This window comes from Zobellia sp. OII3 (assembly GCF_002211465.1).
GTDB classification, from domain to species: Bacteria; Bacteroidota; Bacteroidia; order Flavobacteriales; family Flavobacteriaceae; genus Zobellia; species Zobellia galactanivorans.
This window is the reverse complement of the sequence record NZ_MWRZ01000001.1, coordinates 1,438,335-1,456,062: the sequence shown is the minus strand read 5'-3', so window position 1 is coordinate 1,456,062 and position 17,728 is coordinate 1,438,335. Positions and strand designations below refer to the sequence as shown.

At 45.8% G+C, this 17,728-nt stretch carries 12 protein-coding genes; 10 read left to right on the top strand and 2 right to left on the bottom strand.

Features of this window, described 5'->3' with window-relative positions:
* The first annotated feature begins 18 nt into the window (after positions 1-18).
* The 3 genes from B4Q04_RS06045 to B4Q04_RS06035 are packed head-to-tail and all read left to right on the top strand — an operon-like array spanning position 19 to position 5,012.
* Positions 19-2,145: a sulfatase-like hydrolase/transferase gene (locus B4Q04_RS06045; RefSeq protein WP_088696260.1), complete on the top strand. Its 2,127-nt coding sequence runs from the start codon at positions 19-21 to the stop codon at positions 2,143-2,145.
* 16 nt (positions 2,146-2,161) lie between these two features.
* Positions 2,162-3,502 (top strand): sulfatase, encoded by a 1,341-nt coding sequence (locus B4Q04_RS06040; RefSeq protein ID WP_088696259.1) that lies wholly within the window; start codon positions 2,162-2,164, stop codon positions 3,500-3,502.
* A 19-nt stretch (positions 3,503-3,521) separates the two neighbouring features.
* Positions 3,522-5,012: a sulfatase-like hydrolase/transferase gene (locus tag B4Q04_RS06035; RefSeq protein ID WP_236630973.1), complete on the top strand. Its 1,491-nt coding sequence runs from the start codon at positions 3,522-3,524 to the stop codon at positions 5,010-5,012.
* Positions 5,013-5,046: 34 nt separating this feature from the next.
* Here B4Q04_RS06035 and B4Q04_RS06030 read toward each other — a convergent pair whose 3' ends face one another.
* Positions 5,047-7,776, bottom strand: a complete 2,730-nt coding sequence (locus B4Q04_RS06030; RefSeq protein WP_088696257.1) for an outer membrane beta-barrel protein — start codon at positions 7,774-7,776, stop codon at positions 5,047-5,049.
* Between the two features lie 299 nt (positions 7,777-8,075).
* Between B4Q04_RS06030 and B4Q04_RS06025 the strand changes: the two genes are divergently transcribed.
* Genes B4Q04_RS06025 through B4Q04_RS06015 form a run of 3 tightly spaced genes read left to right on the top strand, consistent with a single transcriptional unit; the run spans position 8,076 to position 13,374 of the window.
* Positions 8,076-9,548, top strand: a complete 1,473-nt coding sequence (locus B4Q04_RS06025; RefSeq protein ID WP_088696256.1) for an arylsulfatase — start codon at positions 8,076-8,078, stop codon at positions 9,546-9,548.
* 39 nt (positions 9,549-9,587) lie between these two features.
* Positions 9,588-11,861: a sulfatase-like hydrolase/transferase gene (locus tag B4Q04_RS06020; protein WP_088696255.1), complete on the top strand. Its 2,274-nt coding sequence runs from the start codon at positions 9,588-9,590 to the stop codon at positions 11,859-11,861.
* A 7-nt stretch (positions 11,862-11,868) separates the two neighbouring features.
* Positions 11,869-13,374, top strand: a complete 1,506-nt coding sequence (locus B4Q04_RS06015) for a sulfatase (RefSeq protein ID WP_088696254.1) — start codon at positions 11,869-11,871, stop codon at positions 13,372-13,374.
* Positions 13,375-13,398: 24 nt separating this feature from the next.
* Here the strand turns inward: B4Q04_RS06015 and B4Q04_RS06010 are convergent, their stop codons facing one another.
* On the bottom strand, positions 13,399-14,157 hold the full coding sequence (locus B4Q04_RS06010) for a hypothetical protein (protein WP_088696253.1): 759 nt from the start codon (positions 14,155-14,157) through the stop codon (positions 13,399-13,401).
* Positions 14,158-14,540: 383 nt separating this feature from the next.
* On the opposite strand from B4Q04_RS06010, the gene B4Q04_RS22685 reads away from it, so the two are divergent.
* From B4Q04_RS22685 to B4Q04_RS05995, 4 genes are all read left to right on the top strand, one after another.
* A complete protein-coding gene (locus B4Q04_RS22685) occupies positions 14,541-14,696 on the top strand; it encodes a hypothetical protein (RefSeq protein ID WP_013993545.1) in 156 nt (51 codons plus the stop codon).
* Between the two features lie 84 nt (positions 14,697-14,780).
* Positions 14,781-16,712 carry a hypothetical protein gene (locus tag B4Q04_RS06005; RefSeq protein ID WP_123772338.1) on the top strand — a complete coding sequence of 644 codons (1,932 nt, stop codon included), beginning with the start codon at positions 14,781-14,783 and terminating at the stop codon, positions 16,710-16,712.
* A 12-nt stretch (positions 16,713-16,724) separates the two neighbouring features.
* On the top strand, positions 16,725-17,390 hold the full coding sequence (locus B4Q04_RS06000) for a response regulator transcription factor (RefSeq protein WP_013993543.1): 666 nt from the start codon (positions 16,725-16,727) through the stop codon (positions 17,388-17,390).
* Positions 17,391-17,497: 107 nt separating this feature from the next.
* Positions 17,498-17,701: a hypothetical protein gene (locus B4Q04_RS05995; protein WP_088696251.1), complete on the top strand. Its 204-nt coding sequence runs from the start codon at positions 17,498-17,500 to the stop codon at positions 17,699-17,701.
* Positions 17,702-17,728 lie beyond the last annotated feature (27 nt).

Here is a 17,728-nt window from a genome sequence, read left to right as displayed (position 1 = left end):
TAAGATTAAGAACAAAGCATGTCAATACAAAAATTTTCAGTTCAACTCTTATCGGTTCTGGTTTTTACAGCTACCCTACTCTCATGTGCCGAAAAGAAACAACAAGAAAAAGCGGACCAAACGGCCGGACCAAAAAAGAAACCGAATATTATCTACATTCTTACCGATGACCTCGGCTATGGAGACATTGGCGTATTTTTCCAGAACCAGAGACAAAAAGAAAACGACCGTAGCGAACCCTGGGCCCTGACCCCACAGTTGGATAAAATGGCTTCAGAAGGTGCCATGCTCACCCATCATTATACGGCGGCACCGGTATGTGCCCCTTCGCGTTCCTCCTTATTATTGGGGGTCAGCCAAGGCCATGCCAATGTCCGTAATGGCCAATTTGACAAGGCCCTGGCCGATAACCACACCTTGGGCAACCTTATGCAACGGGCGGGCTATACCACCGCCGCTATAGGCAAATGGGGACTCCAAGGCTCCAGCAGGTGGTCGGAAAATGGCGATTCGTGGCCGGCACACCCCAACAATAGGGGCTTTGACTACTATTACGGCTATATGCGCCACAGGGATGGCCATGAGCACTATCCCGTTGAAGGTATTTACCGCGGTAAAAAAGAGGTTTACGAAAACAAGAACGAGGTAAGCGAAGGACTCGACAAGTGCTATACGGGCGATTTATGGACGGCCGTAGCCAAAAAATGGATCGTAGAGCAAGTGAAAGAAAAAGACGCACAAGAACCCTTCTTTATGTACTTGGCGTTTGACACACCCCATGCCGTCCTCGAACTACCTACACAAGCTTACCCAGAAGGAGGTGGTTTGAACGGAGGTTTACAATGGATCGGCCAAGCCGAAAACATGATCAACACCGCATCAGGGGAAGTCGACTCCTACATTCATCCCGATTATGCCCATGCTACCTATGACCACGATAAAAACCCAGAAACGCCCGAAGTCGCTTGGCCCGATGTATACAAACGCTATGCGACCAGCACTCGTAGAATCGATAATGAAGTAGGAGACCTGCTGCAACTCCTAAAAGACCTGAACATTGATGAAAACACCTTGGTCATTTTCAACTCAGATAATGGCCCATCAATAGAGTCGTATTTACCCGAGGAAGAATATGCCGCCGACTTCTTCAATAGTTTCGGCCCCTTCAACGGTATTAAAAGAGATGTGCTCGAAGGAGGCGAACGCACCCCGTTAATAGCCCGATGGCCCAACAAGATTCCCGCCGGCCAAGTGATCGATGCCCCAAGTATCTCCTATGACTGGCTTCCTACTTTTTCGGAAGCCGCAGGCTATACACCACCGGCGAATACCGATGGGATCTCCTTATTACCCATCCTGACCGGAACGGGCGAACAAGAGGAAAGCCTTATCTATGTAGAGTACAATCAAGGCGGAAAGACTCCTGAATACGAAGAATTCGCACCCAATAACCGGGGAAGGCGACGAAAACAGATGCAAATGATGCGCATGGGCGATATCGTCGGTTTACGGTACGACATCCAAAGTGCCGATGATGACTTTGAACTCTACGATGTCACAAAAGACTCCCACCAAACTGAAAACCTAGCGGGCAAACCCGACATGACGGCCCTACAATCACGGATGAAAGAACGCGCGTTGCAAGTACGTATGCCCGATACCGCCGCCGCAAGGCCCTATGACCCGGCCATGGTTTCACCCCTTCCCATACCAAAGGTAAGCAAGGGCCTAAAGTGGGCCGCATTCGAAGACAGTGCACCCTGGCTACCTAAAGTCGATGGTCTAAGCCCTATAGCAAACGGCACGTCTCAGACCCCTACATTGGAAAACATCGTAGGAAAAGGCGAGGTCTTTCTATTTGAAGGCTTTATTAAAATACCTACGGACGGCAATTACACCTTTTCCTTGGCCGCTTCCGGCAAGGCCTTTGTACGCATTCACGAAGCAAGCGTGATCGATGCCGATTACGGCTACGAGGCAGGCACCTTAAAAGAAGGTAGCATGAATTTAAAAGCCGGTTACCATCCTATTCGAATTTACTACAAAAAGAAAACAGGAACAAAGCCTACATTAGACATACAGTGGAGCGGACCTACTATAGAAAAGGGCCCGATTCCTGAGTCGGCATTTTACTCCAACAATTAAAAAACACTCTAGTCAAATGAAAAATACCCTTTTTTTAGCGGCACTCTTTATCAGCATTTTTAAAGGTATAGCCCAAGAACAACCGAACATCGTATTGCTTTTTGTAGACGATTACGGCTGGGCCGATGTTGGATTTAGAAACCCGAAATTTCATACGCCGAACATCGACCAGCTCAAAAAAGATGGCTTGAACTTTAACCGGGCCTACATCGCTACACCTACCTGTAGTCCAAGCAGGGCTTCGCTCTTAACGGGCAAGGAACCCGTGCGGTTTCAAATGGTACGCCACATCATAGACAGTAAAGAAAAAGCCGCCAAGAACAACGTACCCGGGGGGGAATTCAACCTATGGCCTACCGATCCGGTACAAATGCCCTCCAGAAATTGGTTGCCCTTAGAGGAAGTTACCTATGCCGAGCGACTTAAAGAATTCGGCTATTACAATATGTTTATTGGGAAATGGCATTTGGGAAGCAAAAAGTACCATCCCGTTCATCAAGGTTTCGATGCGCAATACGGCACCGGAGACCACGGCCACCCTGGAAATTATTATGCACCCTTCTTTAAAAAAGGAAATCCGCTACCCGATTCCTCCGAAGGCACCTACCTGACCGATGTGTTGACCGATGGTGCGGAAAAATTCATTGGCGAATACGATAAAGAACAGCCCTTTATGCTATCGCTTTGGTACTATAACGTGCACGGGCCACATATAGGCCGAAAAGACTGGGTGGAACGCTATAAAAAGGAAGGCTTAACCGGTAAGGACGCCGAGTATGCCGCCATGGTCAGTACTATGGACGAATCGGTAGGCAGGGTCAGAAAGGCCATCGAAGCGAAAGGTATCGCCGACAATACCGTTATCATATTGCTATCGGATCAAGGCGGTTATTTTAGCAATGCTCCCTTATCGGGAGGAAAAACCGGAGGCAATACCCTCGGTGAAGGTGGGGCCAGGGTTCCGTTTATCGTTCACTATCCCGGGGTGACCACACCAGGTATTTCATGTGATGTCCCGGTGCAATCCATTGACCTTTTCCCGACTTTGGTAGAGATCGCTTCCGGCAAAAAACCAAAGACAAAGGATATTCAAGGCAAAAGCCTGATGCCCCTGCTTCAAGGTAAGAAATTCAAGGAACGCAACCTGTTCTTTTTCCGAAGTTATGAAGACCAATATACCGCCATTATGAACGGCGACTGGAAGATGGTCAAATACCACAGTGGCCGACACGACCTATTCAATATTAGAACGGATAGGAGCGAATCGAAAAACCTTATCGATATAGAAGTAGATCGGGCCAAGAAGATGAAGAAGCAACTCGAAAAATGGGAAAAAGAGGCGGTACCTGAATTTTGACCTCTAAAAAAGACTACCGATGATGAAAAAAAACACGATAAAAAAGACGTTTGCAGCCAGTATATACCTTTTGTTCGGCTGTATGCTCTTCGCCCAGGAAAAGCCCAATATCATCTGGCTCATGGCCGAAGATATGAGCCTTGACCTTGAATGCTACGGTATGAAAGGCGTAAAGACCCCCAACCTTAACAAAATGGCGGAGGAAGGCGTCAAATTTGAAAATTGCTTTGTGACCAACCCCATCTGTTCGCCCAGTCGTTCGGCCATGCTGACCGGCACGCATCAGGTAAAAATCAACGCCCATCACCATAGAAGCAACAGGGACGTACCCTTAGACGAACGGTTCAAACCTTTCACCTATTGGCTAAGAAAAGCTGGCTATACCACTATTTTGGGTCATCACGGGGTAATGGGCAAAGGCCGTAAGATAGATGCCAATTTCAAGCACGAGGCCATCGGTCCTTGGGACGGAAAAACACAGTTCGGCCTCTTCGACAAATACGACACCTTTGAAAAGGAAGACCAACCCTTCTTTGCACAAATCCAACTTGTGGCCAGCCATAGGGGCGATTGGTGGGACGAAGTCCGCGAAAACTCAAAACACCCCGTAGACCCAGCCGACGTCGAGCTGCCCAAGTTTATGGCAGACGACCCCGTCATTCGTTTGGATTGGGCCAAATACCTAGACCAAATCGAGTTTTTGGACCATGAAGTCGGCATGATCTTTCAAGAACTGGAAGACAAAGGAATGGCCGACAATACCGTGGTCATTTTTATCGGTGACAACGGCCGTTGTAATATACGGGGCAAAGGATACCTGCAAGACCCGGGGTTGCACATTCCCCTAATCGTGTATTACCCAAAAGATCTAAAAGCAGGCCAGGTGAGACCGGATGTGGTTTCGGCTACGGATATCACCGCAACCGTATTGGATTTTGCCGATGTAAAAATTCCCGACTACATGACCGGTAAACCCATATTCGATAAAAACTTCAAACGCGAATACGTCTATGGAGCCCGGGACCTATGGGATGAAATAGAAGAGAAATCGCGTGCCATTACCTCGGGCGAATGGAAATACATCCGCAACGACATGCCCGAAGTACCCTTCGACGCCCATCAGGCCTATTTGGAATTCTACCGCCCTGCGGTACACCGAATGCGTGCCCTAAAGGCCGAAGGCAAACTGAACGAAAGCCAAAAGTTGTTCTTTGCGCCCCGCAAGGACAAAGAAGAGTTGTACGACCTAAAAAACGACCCCCAGGAATTGCACAACTTGGCCGAAGACCCCAAATATGACAAGGTGCTTCAAAAGATGCGCCAAAAGACCTTGGAGTTTGACCGGCAAATGGAACCCGTAAGCTCGGTTTACCATCCGGTACACGCCATTTCCGTAGATGCTCTTGAATGGGTGAAAAAGGAAAGGCCTGAAGACTACCAAAGAATGTTAGCCGGTGAAGAAATAGGCTTTAAAAAAGCTGTAGAAGGCTATAAAGCCAGTCTTAAGTAGGAATCTAGAGCATACTGAATTCATTTTTGTTCCTTTATCCCTTTCGTGGCCGGTTGTTCAACTTGTGCATATAACTCACTATAAAGTAACGGCCCAAACTTTCAGATGTCGTTTCCTCAAAGTAGTTGGTCGTACTCCGCCTGTAGATATCTATATTTTTATCGAGCAGGTCAATGAACAACAGTTTTAAAACATGGTTTTTCTGTTTTGTAAAGGCATACGACACCGTGGCATTCCACAGGGGGATATTTTCGTTTGAGGCAAAGGCATTATCGGTATAAATAAAATAATCGAATTGGGTATTGAAATTCACCTTTTCGCCCAAATCGCAATCGAGCATTGAAAAATACTGCTGCTTGGTATACTTCCGGTCCAAATCGTGTTCTATGGAAAAAGAGGTGTTGTTAACGCTATAGGTAGCCCCCGCCTTAAGGTCCACCATACTTTTGTTATTGTTCTCTAGGGTTGCACTTACCAGAAAATCTCGGGAAGTCACCTCATTAAGCTGAAAATTGATAATCGCATTGTTCGTATTGAAAAAGTTACGGTTACGGATGGAATATCGTAGTCCCAGACCTTTTAGTTTTTGGCTAAAGCCCAAGGAAGTATTAAGCCGACGTTTGATGCCGTTGTTTTGGTAGCTGAGGGTTCTAACGTAGTCTTCATCCACATCAACACTTTTTATAATGGCATCTTTGGTGTATTGGTACTGTAACCGTGTATTAAAACTCAAAGACGACCTAAAGTCATGAACAATGGCCGATACGGTAAGGGCATCTATCTTTTCGGCAACCAGGTCGGGGTTTCCCTTTCTAATGGAAAAGGGATTTAGGTCGTTGACCACCGTCGAGCTTTCTGTAGGTCGTGGCGTACGAACGTTCCTTTTATAGCTCAATCTATACTTCCTTCCCCTTTTTGGGATATATTGAACCGTTGCTATCGGGTTGACGAACAAGCGGTCCGTCGTCATCGACGCTTCATTGACCACGCCAAAAGAACGTACGATGTCTTGCAGTTCCATGGCCGCATAGGTATTGATGGTCCCCACGTTATAACTATGTGCCAAGCGGGTCTGATAATTGTTTTCGTTATGGTCGTAGTCGTACTGTAAGATTTCTTCTTTGTTACTGGAAGTAATGGTCGTCTTATTCTGATAGACGTTTTCCCTATCGATTTTATTCCCCATATACGACTCCAACTTCAAATAATGGTTTCCCCCAAGGGGCTCGGTATATTTAAAATTGAAATTGATTGCCGAAGTATTCAGTTTCTGATCCCGTAGGGTATTCAGCTCCTTCACCGATTCATTTTGGGTATTGACCTGCCTTGTGATCAAAGTATATTGATCGTTCTTCATGGTAGACCGATTAAAGGTAGTTTTCAGACCAGTCGCTAGGCTCCTCCCCTTTTTACGCAGTTTTTGATAGAAATTAAGGGCCATATTGCCTCTTTTTCTATCTCTATCAACGGTAGATAGATTGTCATTTTTAGTGCTTAGTCCTTCCTCCTTGAAATACCGCCCCTTACGGTTGGAATAGCTATTGACCTCATCTGAGATCAACTGGCCTTTTACGATAAGACTGTTGTTAGGGTTCGACTTGTTTTTATAATCGAGGTTCAGGTTGTGGTTGTTCTTAGTGTTGATGTATTCGTTTTCGGCCTCATAATCAAAGTTATTGGCATTCGAAAAAGTGATACGCTTAGAAAGGGAGCTACCGTCATTCTTAGAATAGTTATAGAAGTAATCGCCGTTCAACGATTCCTTTTCCTTGAACTCGTGCCCCACGTTCACCCCGGCCACGGCCGTATTCAGATATCCGCTGAGGCTTTTGGTCCTTTGCGCCGAGTTCTGCTCTTCTTCATCGTCGCCATCGCCATCAACACCGTCGGCATTCTTTAAAAAATCTTGGATATTCGACCCGGTTATATTGATGTTATTGATTTTACCAATAACCGAAAACTGGGTTTTAGAGGTAAATTTGTTGTAATTCAAATTCCCAAAATACCGATTATCCAATCCGCCTCCGGCAGAGATCTTTCCGAAGCCGTTATTTTTTCGCGACTCTTTCAAGGTAAAATTGATGACCACCTCCTTGTTTCCGTCCGCCACGCCCGTGAGTTCCGATTCGTCGCTCTTCTGATCGATGATCTCAACATTGGCAATGGCATCTGCGGACAGGTTCTTTAGTACGATGGAAGGATCCCCTCCGAAGAATTCCTTCCCATCGATCATAATTTTGGTCACCTCGTTGCCTTGGGCATTGACCTTTCCGTCGGAATCGATTTCCATACCTGGAATTTTATTCAACAATTCCTCTAAGTTATCATCGGAATCTACCTTGAACGAATTGGCATTGAAGGCTATGGTATCTTGTTTGATTTGCACCGGCACTACGGCGGTCAAGGTCACCCCTTCGAGCTCATAAGTGTCTTCCCTTAAAATGAGGTCTCCCAAAGCAATGGCTTCCCCAGTATACGACAGATCCTTATATACCGAAAGGTATCCCAAGGACGAAATATTAAGAATGTAATTCCCCTTGGGCACCTCGCTTATGTTGAAATCCCCATTCGCATCGGTAATGGTATAATCCACATAAGTGGAATCCTTTACCCCGAGCAATACCACGGCAACGGCTTCCAAGGCTTCTTTTTCCGCCGAAAGCACCCTTCCCGAGATAGCACCGGAAGATTGTGATTGCATTGAAGTAAGCGATAGGAAGAAAAGAATGAGTATAAAACCATACTTTAATTGAAACTTGACCATCAAACTTTTATTGAATTATAATTCGAAATGAACAAGGCTAAAGATAATTTGAAAGAAATGAACACCTGTACATAAGAATACAAGAAATGTATTGTGGAGTACAAAATCCACAGAACTTATGATTAATTTGCTATAATTATGCAACATATGATCACGGGACTAACCTATACGAGGTAAAATAGCTACATTGCTCGGTATCTTTTTCCTTTAGCATATGAAACGAATCGTATAGCTATACCCAATAGTTGTCGCCCCTAAAAAATTGATCGTACCCTTTTAAAACCTAAATGAATACCACTATGAGATTACGTTTTGTCCCCAACCTATCCATTCTTTTTGTTTTTTCCCTTTTACTAAGCTTAGGTGCGTGCAAAGAAGAAACCAAAACCGTAACTACAACCACGGCAAACACCCAACAAAAACCGAATATCATCTATATTCTAGCCGATGACCTCGGTTATGGCGACTTAAGTTCGTACGGCCAGAAAAAATTTGAAACGCCCCGTATAGACGAATTGGCACAAAGGGGGATGAAATTTACCCAACATTACAGCGGTGCGCCCGTTTGCGCCCCGGCCCGTTCTTCCCTCATGACCGGACAACATACCGGCCACACCCCCATAAGGGGCAACATGGAGTTGGAAGGCGAGGGGCAAACGCCCCTACCGGGCAATTCGGTGACCATTGCCGAGATGTTGAAAAAAGCAGGCTATATTACAGGAGCTTTCGGAAAATGGGGATTGGGATTCATCGGTACGGAAGGCGACCCCGTTGCCCAAGGTTTTGACGAATTCTACGGCTACAATTGCCAACGTATGTCCCACAGGTATTATCCGACCCACTTATGGCACAACGAAGAAAAGGTTTTGCTCGAAGGGAACGATTGGACCAAGACAGAGACCTATGCTCCCGACAAAATTCAGGCCGCTACCTTAAACTTTATCGAGACCAACAAAGAAAAACCCTTTTTTGCCTATGTGCCCTTCGTTCTGCCACATGCGGAATTAATTTCACCGAATGATTCCATATTTGACAAGTTCAAGGACAAATACGAAGAAACCCCGTATACAGCGGAGAATTCATATACCTCCGACTACGGGCCGGATATCGTTCCCCAAGAGTATGCCCCACAACTCAAGCCACATGCCGCCTTTGCCTCCATGGTATACCGTATGGATGTTTATGTAGGACAGATATTGGATAAATTAGATGAGCTCGGTATTGCCGACAACACCATCGTAATGTTCACCAGTGACAACGGTCCCCACGCCGAAGGAGGTGCAGACCCAGAATTCTTTAACAGTAGCGGTGGCTTAAAAGGAATCAAAAGGGACCTTTATGAAGGAGGTATCCGTTCACCCTTTCTAGCGGTTTGGCCCAATAAAATAAAAGCCGGATCCACCTCAGACCACGTCTCGGCATTTTGGGACCTTATGCCAACACTCGCGGAAATCACCAATACCGATGTGCCGGCAAGTAGTGATGGTATTTCATTCCTTCCCACCCTACTCGGAAAAAAAGACCAAAAGCAGCACGAGTACCTCTATTGGGAGTTTTCCATTCAAAACGGCCGTAAAGCCGTTCGCAAGGGGGATTGGAAAGGAGTAATCTACAATTTCAACAAACAACCGCAAGGCCCATTCGAACTCTATAACCTGGCCGATGACCCCGAGGAAACCCATAATCTGGCCGACCAACACCCCGAAATAGTTACGGAAATGAAGCAGATTATGGAAAATGCCAGCGAAGAATCGGAACTCTTCCCCTTCTAAGCCTTATTTTTCAACCAATAACCAAGCCATCGTCACCCTATGAAAACCATTTATTTTTTACTTTTCCCATTCTTCCTGTCCTTTTCATGTTACGCCCAAAAAGCGGATAGCGGTGCCGACAAACGCCCAAACGTGATTCTGATCATGGTCGATGACCTAGGTTACGAAGGTATTGGCAGCTACGGTGGAACTTCCTACCATACTCCCAACATCGATAAACTTGCGGCAACGGGCATGCAGTTCAATCAAGCCTATGCCCAACCGCTCTGTACCCCCACGCGTGTAAAACTTATGACGGGGCAGTACAACTTTCGGAACTGGGAAGCCTTCGGGATCTTAAACCCCAAACAGAAAACCTTTGGCCATATCATGCAAGATGCGGGCTACGCCACCTGTATGGTGGGCAAATGGCAACTACAGAGTTATGACCCGCCCGGCTATCCCGGAGGCGAACACAGGAGAGGAATCGGTATGAAGGTCGAAGATGCCGGCTTTGACGAATACAGCATGTTCCACGCCTTCCATACGGAAGATAAAGGCTCTCGTTTTGCCAACCCGACCATTTATCAAAACGGTGAGTTTTTAAAAGATACCGAGGAAAAATACGGTCCTGATATTTTCTCAAAATACTTAAATGACTTTGTTGACCGTCAGGCCGACAAGCCCTTTTTTGTGTATTACCCCATGGCATTGACCCATGGCCCATTCAATCCCACCCCAAACAGTAAGGATTGGAAACACGCCGAAAAACGATTGAACGACGAGACCGTATATTTTAAGGATATGGTGGAATACTTAGATAAGATTATTGGTGACATCGTGGCCCATCTTGAGAAGAAAGGACTTCGCGAGAACACCCTGCTCATGTTGTATTCCGATAACGGTACCCACCAAAGCATCTTTTCAAAAATGGGAGACCGAACGGTACAAGGCGGAAAAGGCCTGACCACCGAAGCGGGTATCAAGGTGCCGTTTATCGCCAACTGGCCGGGACACATTAAGGCAGGAACCATATCGAACGAATTCATCGATGCCATCGATTTTATGCCGACCATCCTTGAAACGACCCAGACCCCAAAGCCCCAAGGCCTCCATACCGATGGCGAAAGCTTCCTGGCCGTTCTCAAAGGAGAACCCGTACAGCGCAGAGATTGGGTATTTATGAGCTACGACCCCAAACCGGGCTGGGACAAAAAACAATTTGCCCCAGCAGAATTCGTCTTAAACGAAAACTATAAACTTTACGGTGATGGGCGCTTTTACAATACAAGGAAGGACGTATTGGAAAAAGACGAACTGACCGACGCTAAGTTGTCTCCCGATGAAATACGATTGAAAGAAAAATTCAAGGCCGTCTTAGATTCCCTAAAAAAATATCCCGCTTACGGATGGATCGAACGCTTGGCCCCCGAATTCGACTCACTGGTATCGCCACATGCCCGTATTGAACTTGTCGCCGAAGGCTTCAATTGGTCCGAAGGTCCCGTATGGCTTCCGAAAGAGCAAAAACTCATTTTTTCCGATGTTCCCGAAAACAAAATTTACCAATGGCACGATATAGACGGATTGAGTCTCTACATGGCGCCTTCCGGAGGTACCGGAATCCCGAACGGCAATACGGGAAAGGGTTCTAACGGACTCATTCTCGACCCACAGGGTGATTTGGTGATTTGCCAAGTAGGCGACCGCAGAATCAGTAAGCTTACCAGCTTACGCGATTCACTACATCCAAAGTTCGCCCCCATAGTAACCGGCTATAAAGGCCAACCCTTTAATTCGCCCAATGACCTCGATTATGACGCTCACGGAAACCTCTATTTTACCGATCCGTCTTTCGGACTGGACAAGGGTGAAAGTGCCATCGGTTTTAACGGGGTGTATTTCTATGGAAAGGACAAAGAAGTAGTGCTCTTGGACGATTCGATAAAGGCCCCGAACGGCATTGCGGTATCTAATGACAATAAAACCCTCTACGTTGCCGATTCTTTTAAAGAACAACCGAAGATCCTGGCCTATGATATTATTGGGGATGGAAAAGTAAGCAACAAAAGGATATTTTTTGATGCTACCGCCCTTCACGATGCAAGCATTAGCAAGCAATCGCCCGATGGTATGAAGATTGACAAAAAGGGAAATATTTTCTTGGCGGGACCCGATGGGGTATTGGTGATTTCCCCTTCGGGAAAGCATTTAGGAACGATCAGAACCGATAAAAATACCGGCAATTGCGAATTCAGTGATGACGGTAGATACTTATTCATCACCGCCGACGATGCCCTGTTAAGGGTAAACCTAAGACCTTATTCTAAATAAAACCACCATGCGCAAAAGTCATTTACTGCCCTTATTGATCTCAAGTCTTTTATGGGTCTGCTCCTGTACCGAGAAGAAAAAAGAGGAAGCAAAGCCTGCCCAAGAACGCCCGAACATTGTTTTTATCATCGCCGATGATATGGCCTGGGACGATAGCGGAGCCTATGGCCACCCCAACATACAGACGCCCAACATCGACCAACTGGCCAAAGACGGTATGCGTTTTGACAATGCCTTCTTGACCACCAGTTCGTGCAGTCCCAGTAGAACCAGTATCATCACCGGTCTCTACCCCCACAATACCGATGCGGAACAGCTACATTGGCCGCTACCGACAAGCAAGATTACCTTTGTCGAGCAGCTGAAAAAATCGGGATATTGGACGGCACAAGCGGGAAAATGGCATTTGGGCGATTCCATAAAAACGCGCTTCGACCTGGTAAAAGACGTAGGCACCCACGGCTTTCAACTATCGCCCACCGGCGAAAAAACAAAACAGAAGGGTGATGGCAGCGGTTGTGAGGAATGGGTTCCCGTGCTTAAACAAAGGCCCCAAGACCAACCCTTCTTTTTATGGCTGGCCGCGGTCGACCCACACAGGCCTTATGACGATGATATCATTGCGAATCCCCATGCCTTGAAAGACGTAGTGCTCCCTCCCTACTTTCCCGATACCAAGGAAGTACGTGAAGATTTTGTCTATTATTACAACGAGATCACCCGACTTGACAATTATGTGGGCCAAGTAGTGGCCGAACTAGACAGGCAAGGCGTTTCCGACAACACCATAATCTTATTCATTAGCGATAACGGCAGGCCCTTCCCCCGTGATAAGACGACCCTTTATGACGGCGGAATAAAAACCCCATGGATCGTAAAATGGCCGAAAAAAGTAGAAGCTAATTCCGTCAACACCAAGTTGGTGAGCGCGATAGACATTGCCCCTACCTTCCTAAAACTTGCCGGATTGGAAGCCTTACCGAGTTTTGAAGGGAAGGATTTTTCCCCTCTACTGGAAGACCCCAAGGCAAAAATCAGGGATTTGGTCTATGCCGAGGACCATTGGCACGATTACGAAGACTACACACGGGCCGTACGAACGGAAGAATTTAAGTACATACGCAATTTCTATACGGACTTGCCCAACACCCCTTCCGCAGATGCCTTCGTGGGCGGAACCTTTCAATCGATGCGCGAACTAAAGAAAAAAGGCGAACTCAACGAAGCCCAATTGGCCTGTTTTGTAAGCCCGAGGCCAAGCGAGGAACTCTACGATGTGGTAAACGACCCTTACGAACTTAAAAACCTGGCCGAAGACCACGATCACCAAAAGACCCTAAAAACCCTACGTTCAGAAATGAACCGTATTAGAAAGACATCAAAAGATAGCCTACCCGATTTTAGGACGCCCGATGAGTTTGATCGCGAGACCGGCAAATCGAATGCCTTCAGAAAAAGACCCCGACCATCAAAGGTAGAGATGGAGAAGATTATCAGGGCCATGCCCCATTAAACTTTTGGGTATACACCGGCCTTTCTACCGAACAAAAGAATCTTCCCGGGTACTATGTAGCGGAACGTACTTCTGAATGATATAGGGAGTGATTTTACGCAAGGTCTCCCCATTGGTGGGATGCAGGCCCGGGGCCGTATAATACTCCATCCTACCATCTTTATTCTTAAAATACCAGACCAAGGGTTCGCCCGTATCCTTTTTAAAGAAGGGGTACGACTGTGAGACCTTTACCTTTTTAAAAGTGGCCAACCTCACCGGATCCAAGGGTTCTACCTTGGTACCCTGTGGTGAAAACGGAATGTGGTTACAATCTACCTCAAGATATAAGGAGTCGGCCCAAGTCATACACAACTGGTTCGCCCCTTTGTAGCTTCCTATTTCGGGAATAAGGCTAGTGTAGGCCATCCAAATAAGGCCTCCCATAGCGATTATCGCTATGGCCCCATACATCCATGGTTTAGAAAACCCCTTTCTTCCTTCATCGATTATCGAGGCTTTCTCCTCCCTCTTTTTCTTTGAACCGTAGTTTCGATCCACATAATCGGCATAATCTCTATACCCAATGTATCTACATAATTCATCAATGGTTTCCTGACTTTGCGGGCCCGGATTTTTCTTTCCCTTGATATAACGATCATAAGCCCGTTCTATAGTTTTATAACTAAGGTTTACCTCTTCCCCTATCTGTTTTGCCAAGGCATATTTTGCTGGCGATACGGATTTCTCCCTTGCCTTGTCAAAAGCCTCTTGAACAATTTTCTTGATCCTATTATCGTCCATAATCCTAAAAATACAAATTTTAGATAGATCCGCCCCTAACACCAACCTCTGTAAAGCCCTGATTTTATTGGTGTCTAAAACATGTCGAACACAAGTCCGATCCGTGTCTGCAACCACCTCCCCAGCTTCAATTTAATTTGCCCCAAGAATGGTAACCGCTATGCTTTGCTAACATAGCCTTTCTATAGAAATCATTTTTACGGAAATCTATAATGCGGCAAGAATTAAGTCGAATGGAAAGCGGCTTAAGACCTCCGCATAAGATTTCCACTTTCCAAAAACCTGGGGGGACGCCCCTTCATTTTCAGCGCCTTTAATCCGGTGCCCATCAGACCAAATACTAATCTGGACAGCCACAGCTATGTCCAAAAAATAACAAAACGATGAAAAAAGTATATATAGCGACCTTAGTCGTAATCATGAACGGATTTTTATTTTCATGCTCCAGCCCATCTACGGCAGACACCGATGAGCTTTACCATATTCAAGCAACGGAAGGGGATGACGGCGATCCGCCAACAGACCCTCCAAGAGGATAAGGAAAATAACGATTAAATTCAGTAATTTGAGCCATACTTTCGGGTATGGCTTTTTTTATGTTCAACTCTTAATACTTCCCGCCATTGAATAGGTTCGCACTAATCGTGTTCTGTTTTTTGTTTTTCGGCTGCACATCAAAGCATGATGCCCCCCTCACCCAAGAGGGCAAGGATGCCGACAGTGCCTTATTTCACTATAAGCGTGCCAAGGAAAAAACACTTTCCGTAAAAGAACGCTACCAAGCCATCAACCAATCGTACCAACATCTAAAAAACGACGTTGAAGACAGTCTGTACGGCCCTGTTCTCTTTCAAAAGAGTCTGTTACACCTGCTTTCAAAGGAATACGACAGCTTACGTATATACCACGATCAATTGGCAAACCACGCCCCGAAGGTCAAGAAAGCTTCTGTCTTGGCGGAACAATACTACCTAATGGGCTATTATTTCTCAGAAGTGGAACACGATTACCACAAGTCCATTGAAAACTATTCCCTTTCAAAAGAATACTATACGCAGTTGAAGGACAGCAGTAGAATTGGTATCAACCTGCTGAACATAGGCACCATTCAAAAAAACAACAACGATTTTTTCGGAAGCAAAGAAACCCTGACCGACGCCTTAAAATTTTTAAAAAACCCTAAAAAAGTAGCCCATTGCTACAACGCTTTGGCTACCAACCATAGAAAGCTACTGAACTTTTCCGATGCCATAGACTACTACCAAAAAGCGATACACATTGAAGAAAGCGCCCATGACCGCCTGATTTACGAGAACAATTTGGCAGCCACCTATATCGATAGCAAGTCCTTCGACAAGGCCATGGAACTGTTGAACAAAATAGTAAAGGACAGTACCTTGGGCCGAAATCAAAAACAATACGCCCGGGTCTTGGACAATTTGGCCTATGCCAGATGGTTATCGGGCCTTCCTGTAAAAAAGGAAGCCTTTGAAGAACCCTTGTCCATACGAATTCAGCAAAAGGACAAAAGGGGGCAGATTGCCAGTTATACCCATTTGGGGGAATTCCACAGTAAAAGCAATCCTGTAAAGGCCCGTTCGTATCTTGATTCGGTCATACAGCTATCCAAATCGTTAAAAATACCACGGGCGGAAAAAGATGCCCTGAAACAGCTTATGCAACTCGCACCCAACGCTATCGGAATAAGGGACCGCTACGTGTTTTTGCAGGATAGCCTGTACGACCAAGAATTAAAAGTAAAGACCCAATTTGCCAAATACAGGTACGACGACAAGCTAAAGCAAGAATCCATTCTCCATTTAGAAAAGGAGAGTGCCGAACACCTTTTGGAAGCGGCCAAGCAACGCAACCAAAAGATTATATCCTACTCGGGCCTGGCCTTGATCGTACTCATTTCCGTTTTCACGGGCTTCTTTTCGGTTCAGCGCGCCAAGCGCCTAAAACAAGAAAATAAAACGGCAAAAATAGAAGCCACCTATGCCACCGAAGCAGAACTGTCGAGAAAACTACACGACGATTTTGCAGGCAAGTTAAACCATGCCATGGTATTGCTGCAAAACGGGGCGCCCAATACCGAGGTTCTGAACGTCATCGATGGCCTCTACAACCAAAGCAGGGATTTTTCAAGGAAAATCAACGACATCGACACCGGGCCAAAGTTCAAGGAAGTCCTCTTCGGTATGCTGAGCAGCTACTGTAGAAACACCCAATTGATCGTCACAGGAAGTACTGAAATCGATTGGGGCAAACTACCGGAACTAAGCAAAAAAACCTTGTATAAGGTACTTCAAGAACTTATGATCAATATGCAGAAGCACAGCGGGGCCACAGTGGTCTCCATACACTTTGAAGCCTTGAAAACAAAGCTAAAAGTCAACTACACCGACAACGGTAAAGGAGCCTCAAAAAATAATTTAAATCATAAAAATGGACTATGGAATACGGAAAAGCGTATTCTAGCCATCAATGGAAGTCTTACTTTTGATTCAGAAAAGGGCGATGGTTTTAGAGCCCAAATTGAAATTCCGAATTAAATAGTGCAGACTATGTTCAAAAAAATACTGATTGCAGAAGACTTCCAAGACACGAACAAAGGCATCGTTAACGCCCTTGAAAATCGACTGCAGATTGAAGAAATACAAGAAGAACTTTATTGTGACAAAGCGTACAACAGGTTTAAACTAGCCTTTAACGAAGGGGAGCCCTATGAGCTTTTAATAACCGACCTTTCGTTCAAAGAAGGGCCCGCGGCCCGTAAACTGACTTCAGGCCAGGCCCTTATAAAGGCGGTCAGGGACATCGACCCGAACATAAAGGTCATTGTCAATTCAATGATAGACAATCCGGTCGAGATCAATCCGCTTTTTACCGATCTAAAGATAAATGCCTATGTCTGTAAAGGCCGTAACGGACTCAACGAACTGGTGACCGCCATACAAGAGGCCTACCAGAACAGGACCTATGTTTCCCCCCAGATCAACCTGAATAGTGCCAACACTATTTTTGAACTGGACAAGTACGACCGTATGATCTTGCAAGACCTAGCCGAAGGCTTGACCAAAAAAGAGATCTCGGAAAAACTCAAACGTCAAAACATTTCGCCCAATAGCGAAAGTACCATCGATAAAAAAGTAAGCCGCTTGTTTGACGCCTTCGGGGCCAAAAACATCCAACATCTTATAGCCAAGCTGATCAAAGAAGGCAGGATATAACACCTCCGTATTACAAATTTCTAACCGCCCGACCAATTTTTTAATCCCTTACGGAAATCCGTAAGGGATTATCTATTAATGGTATTAGTTTGGCCGAAAATTACCCGATGATCAAATATTACGTAAACAACACCAGACAAAGCAACGGCAATTACGAAGTACACAAGCACGACTGTAATTTGCTTGCCTTTATCTTAAGCAAGACCGACCTGGGCTTTCACCCCACCTGTCAGGGAGCGGTCATGGAAGCCGGTAAAATGTATAAAAAAACCAGTGCCTGTATCCGTTGTTGCAAAGAATGCCATAATTAAGCATAAGACCGGCCTGTCTATGAGGTG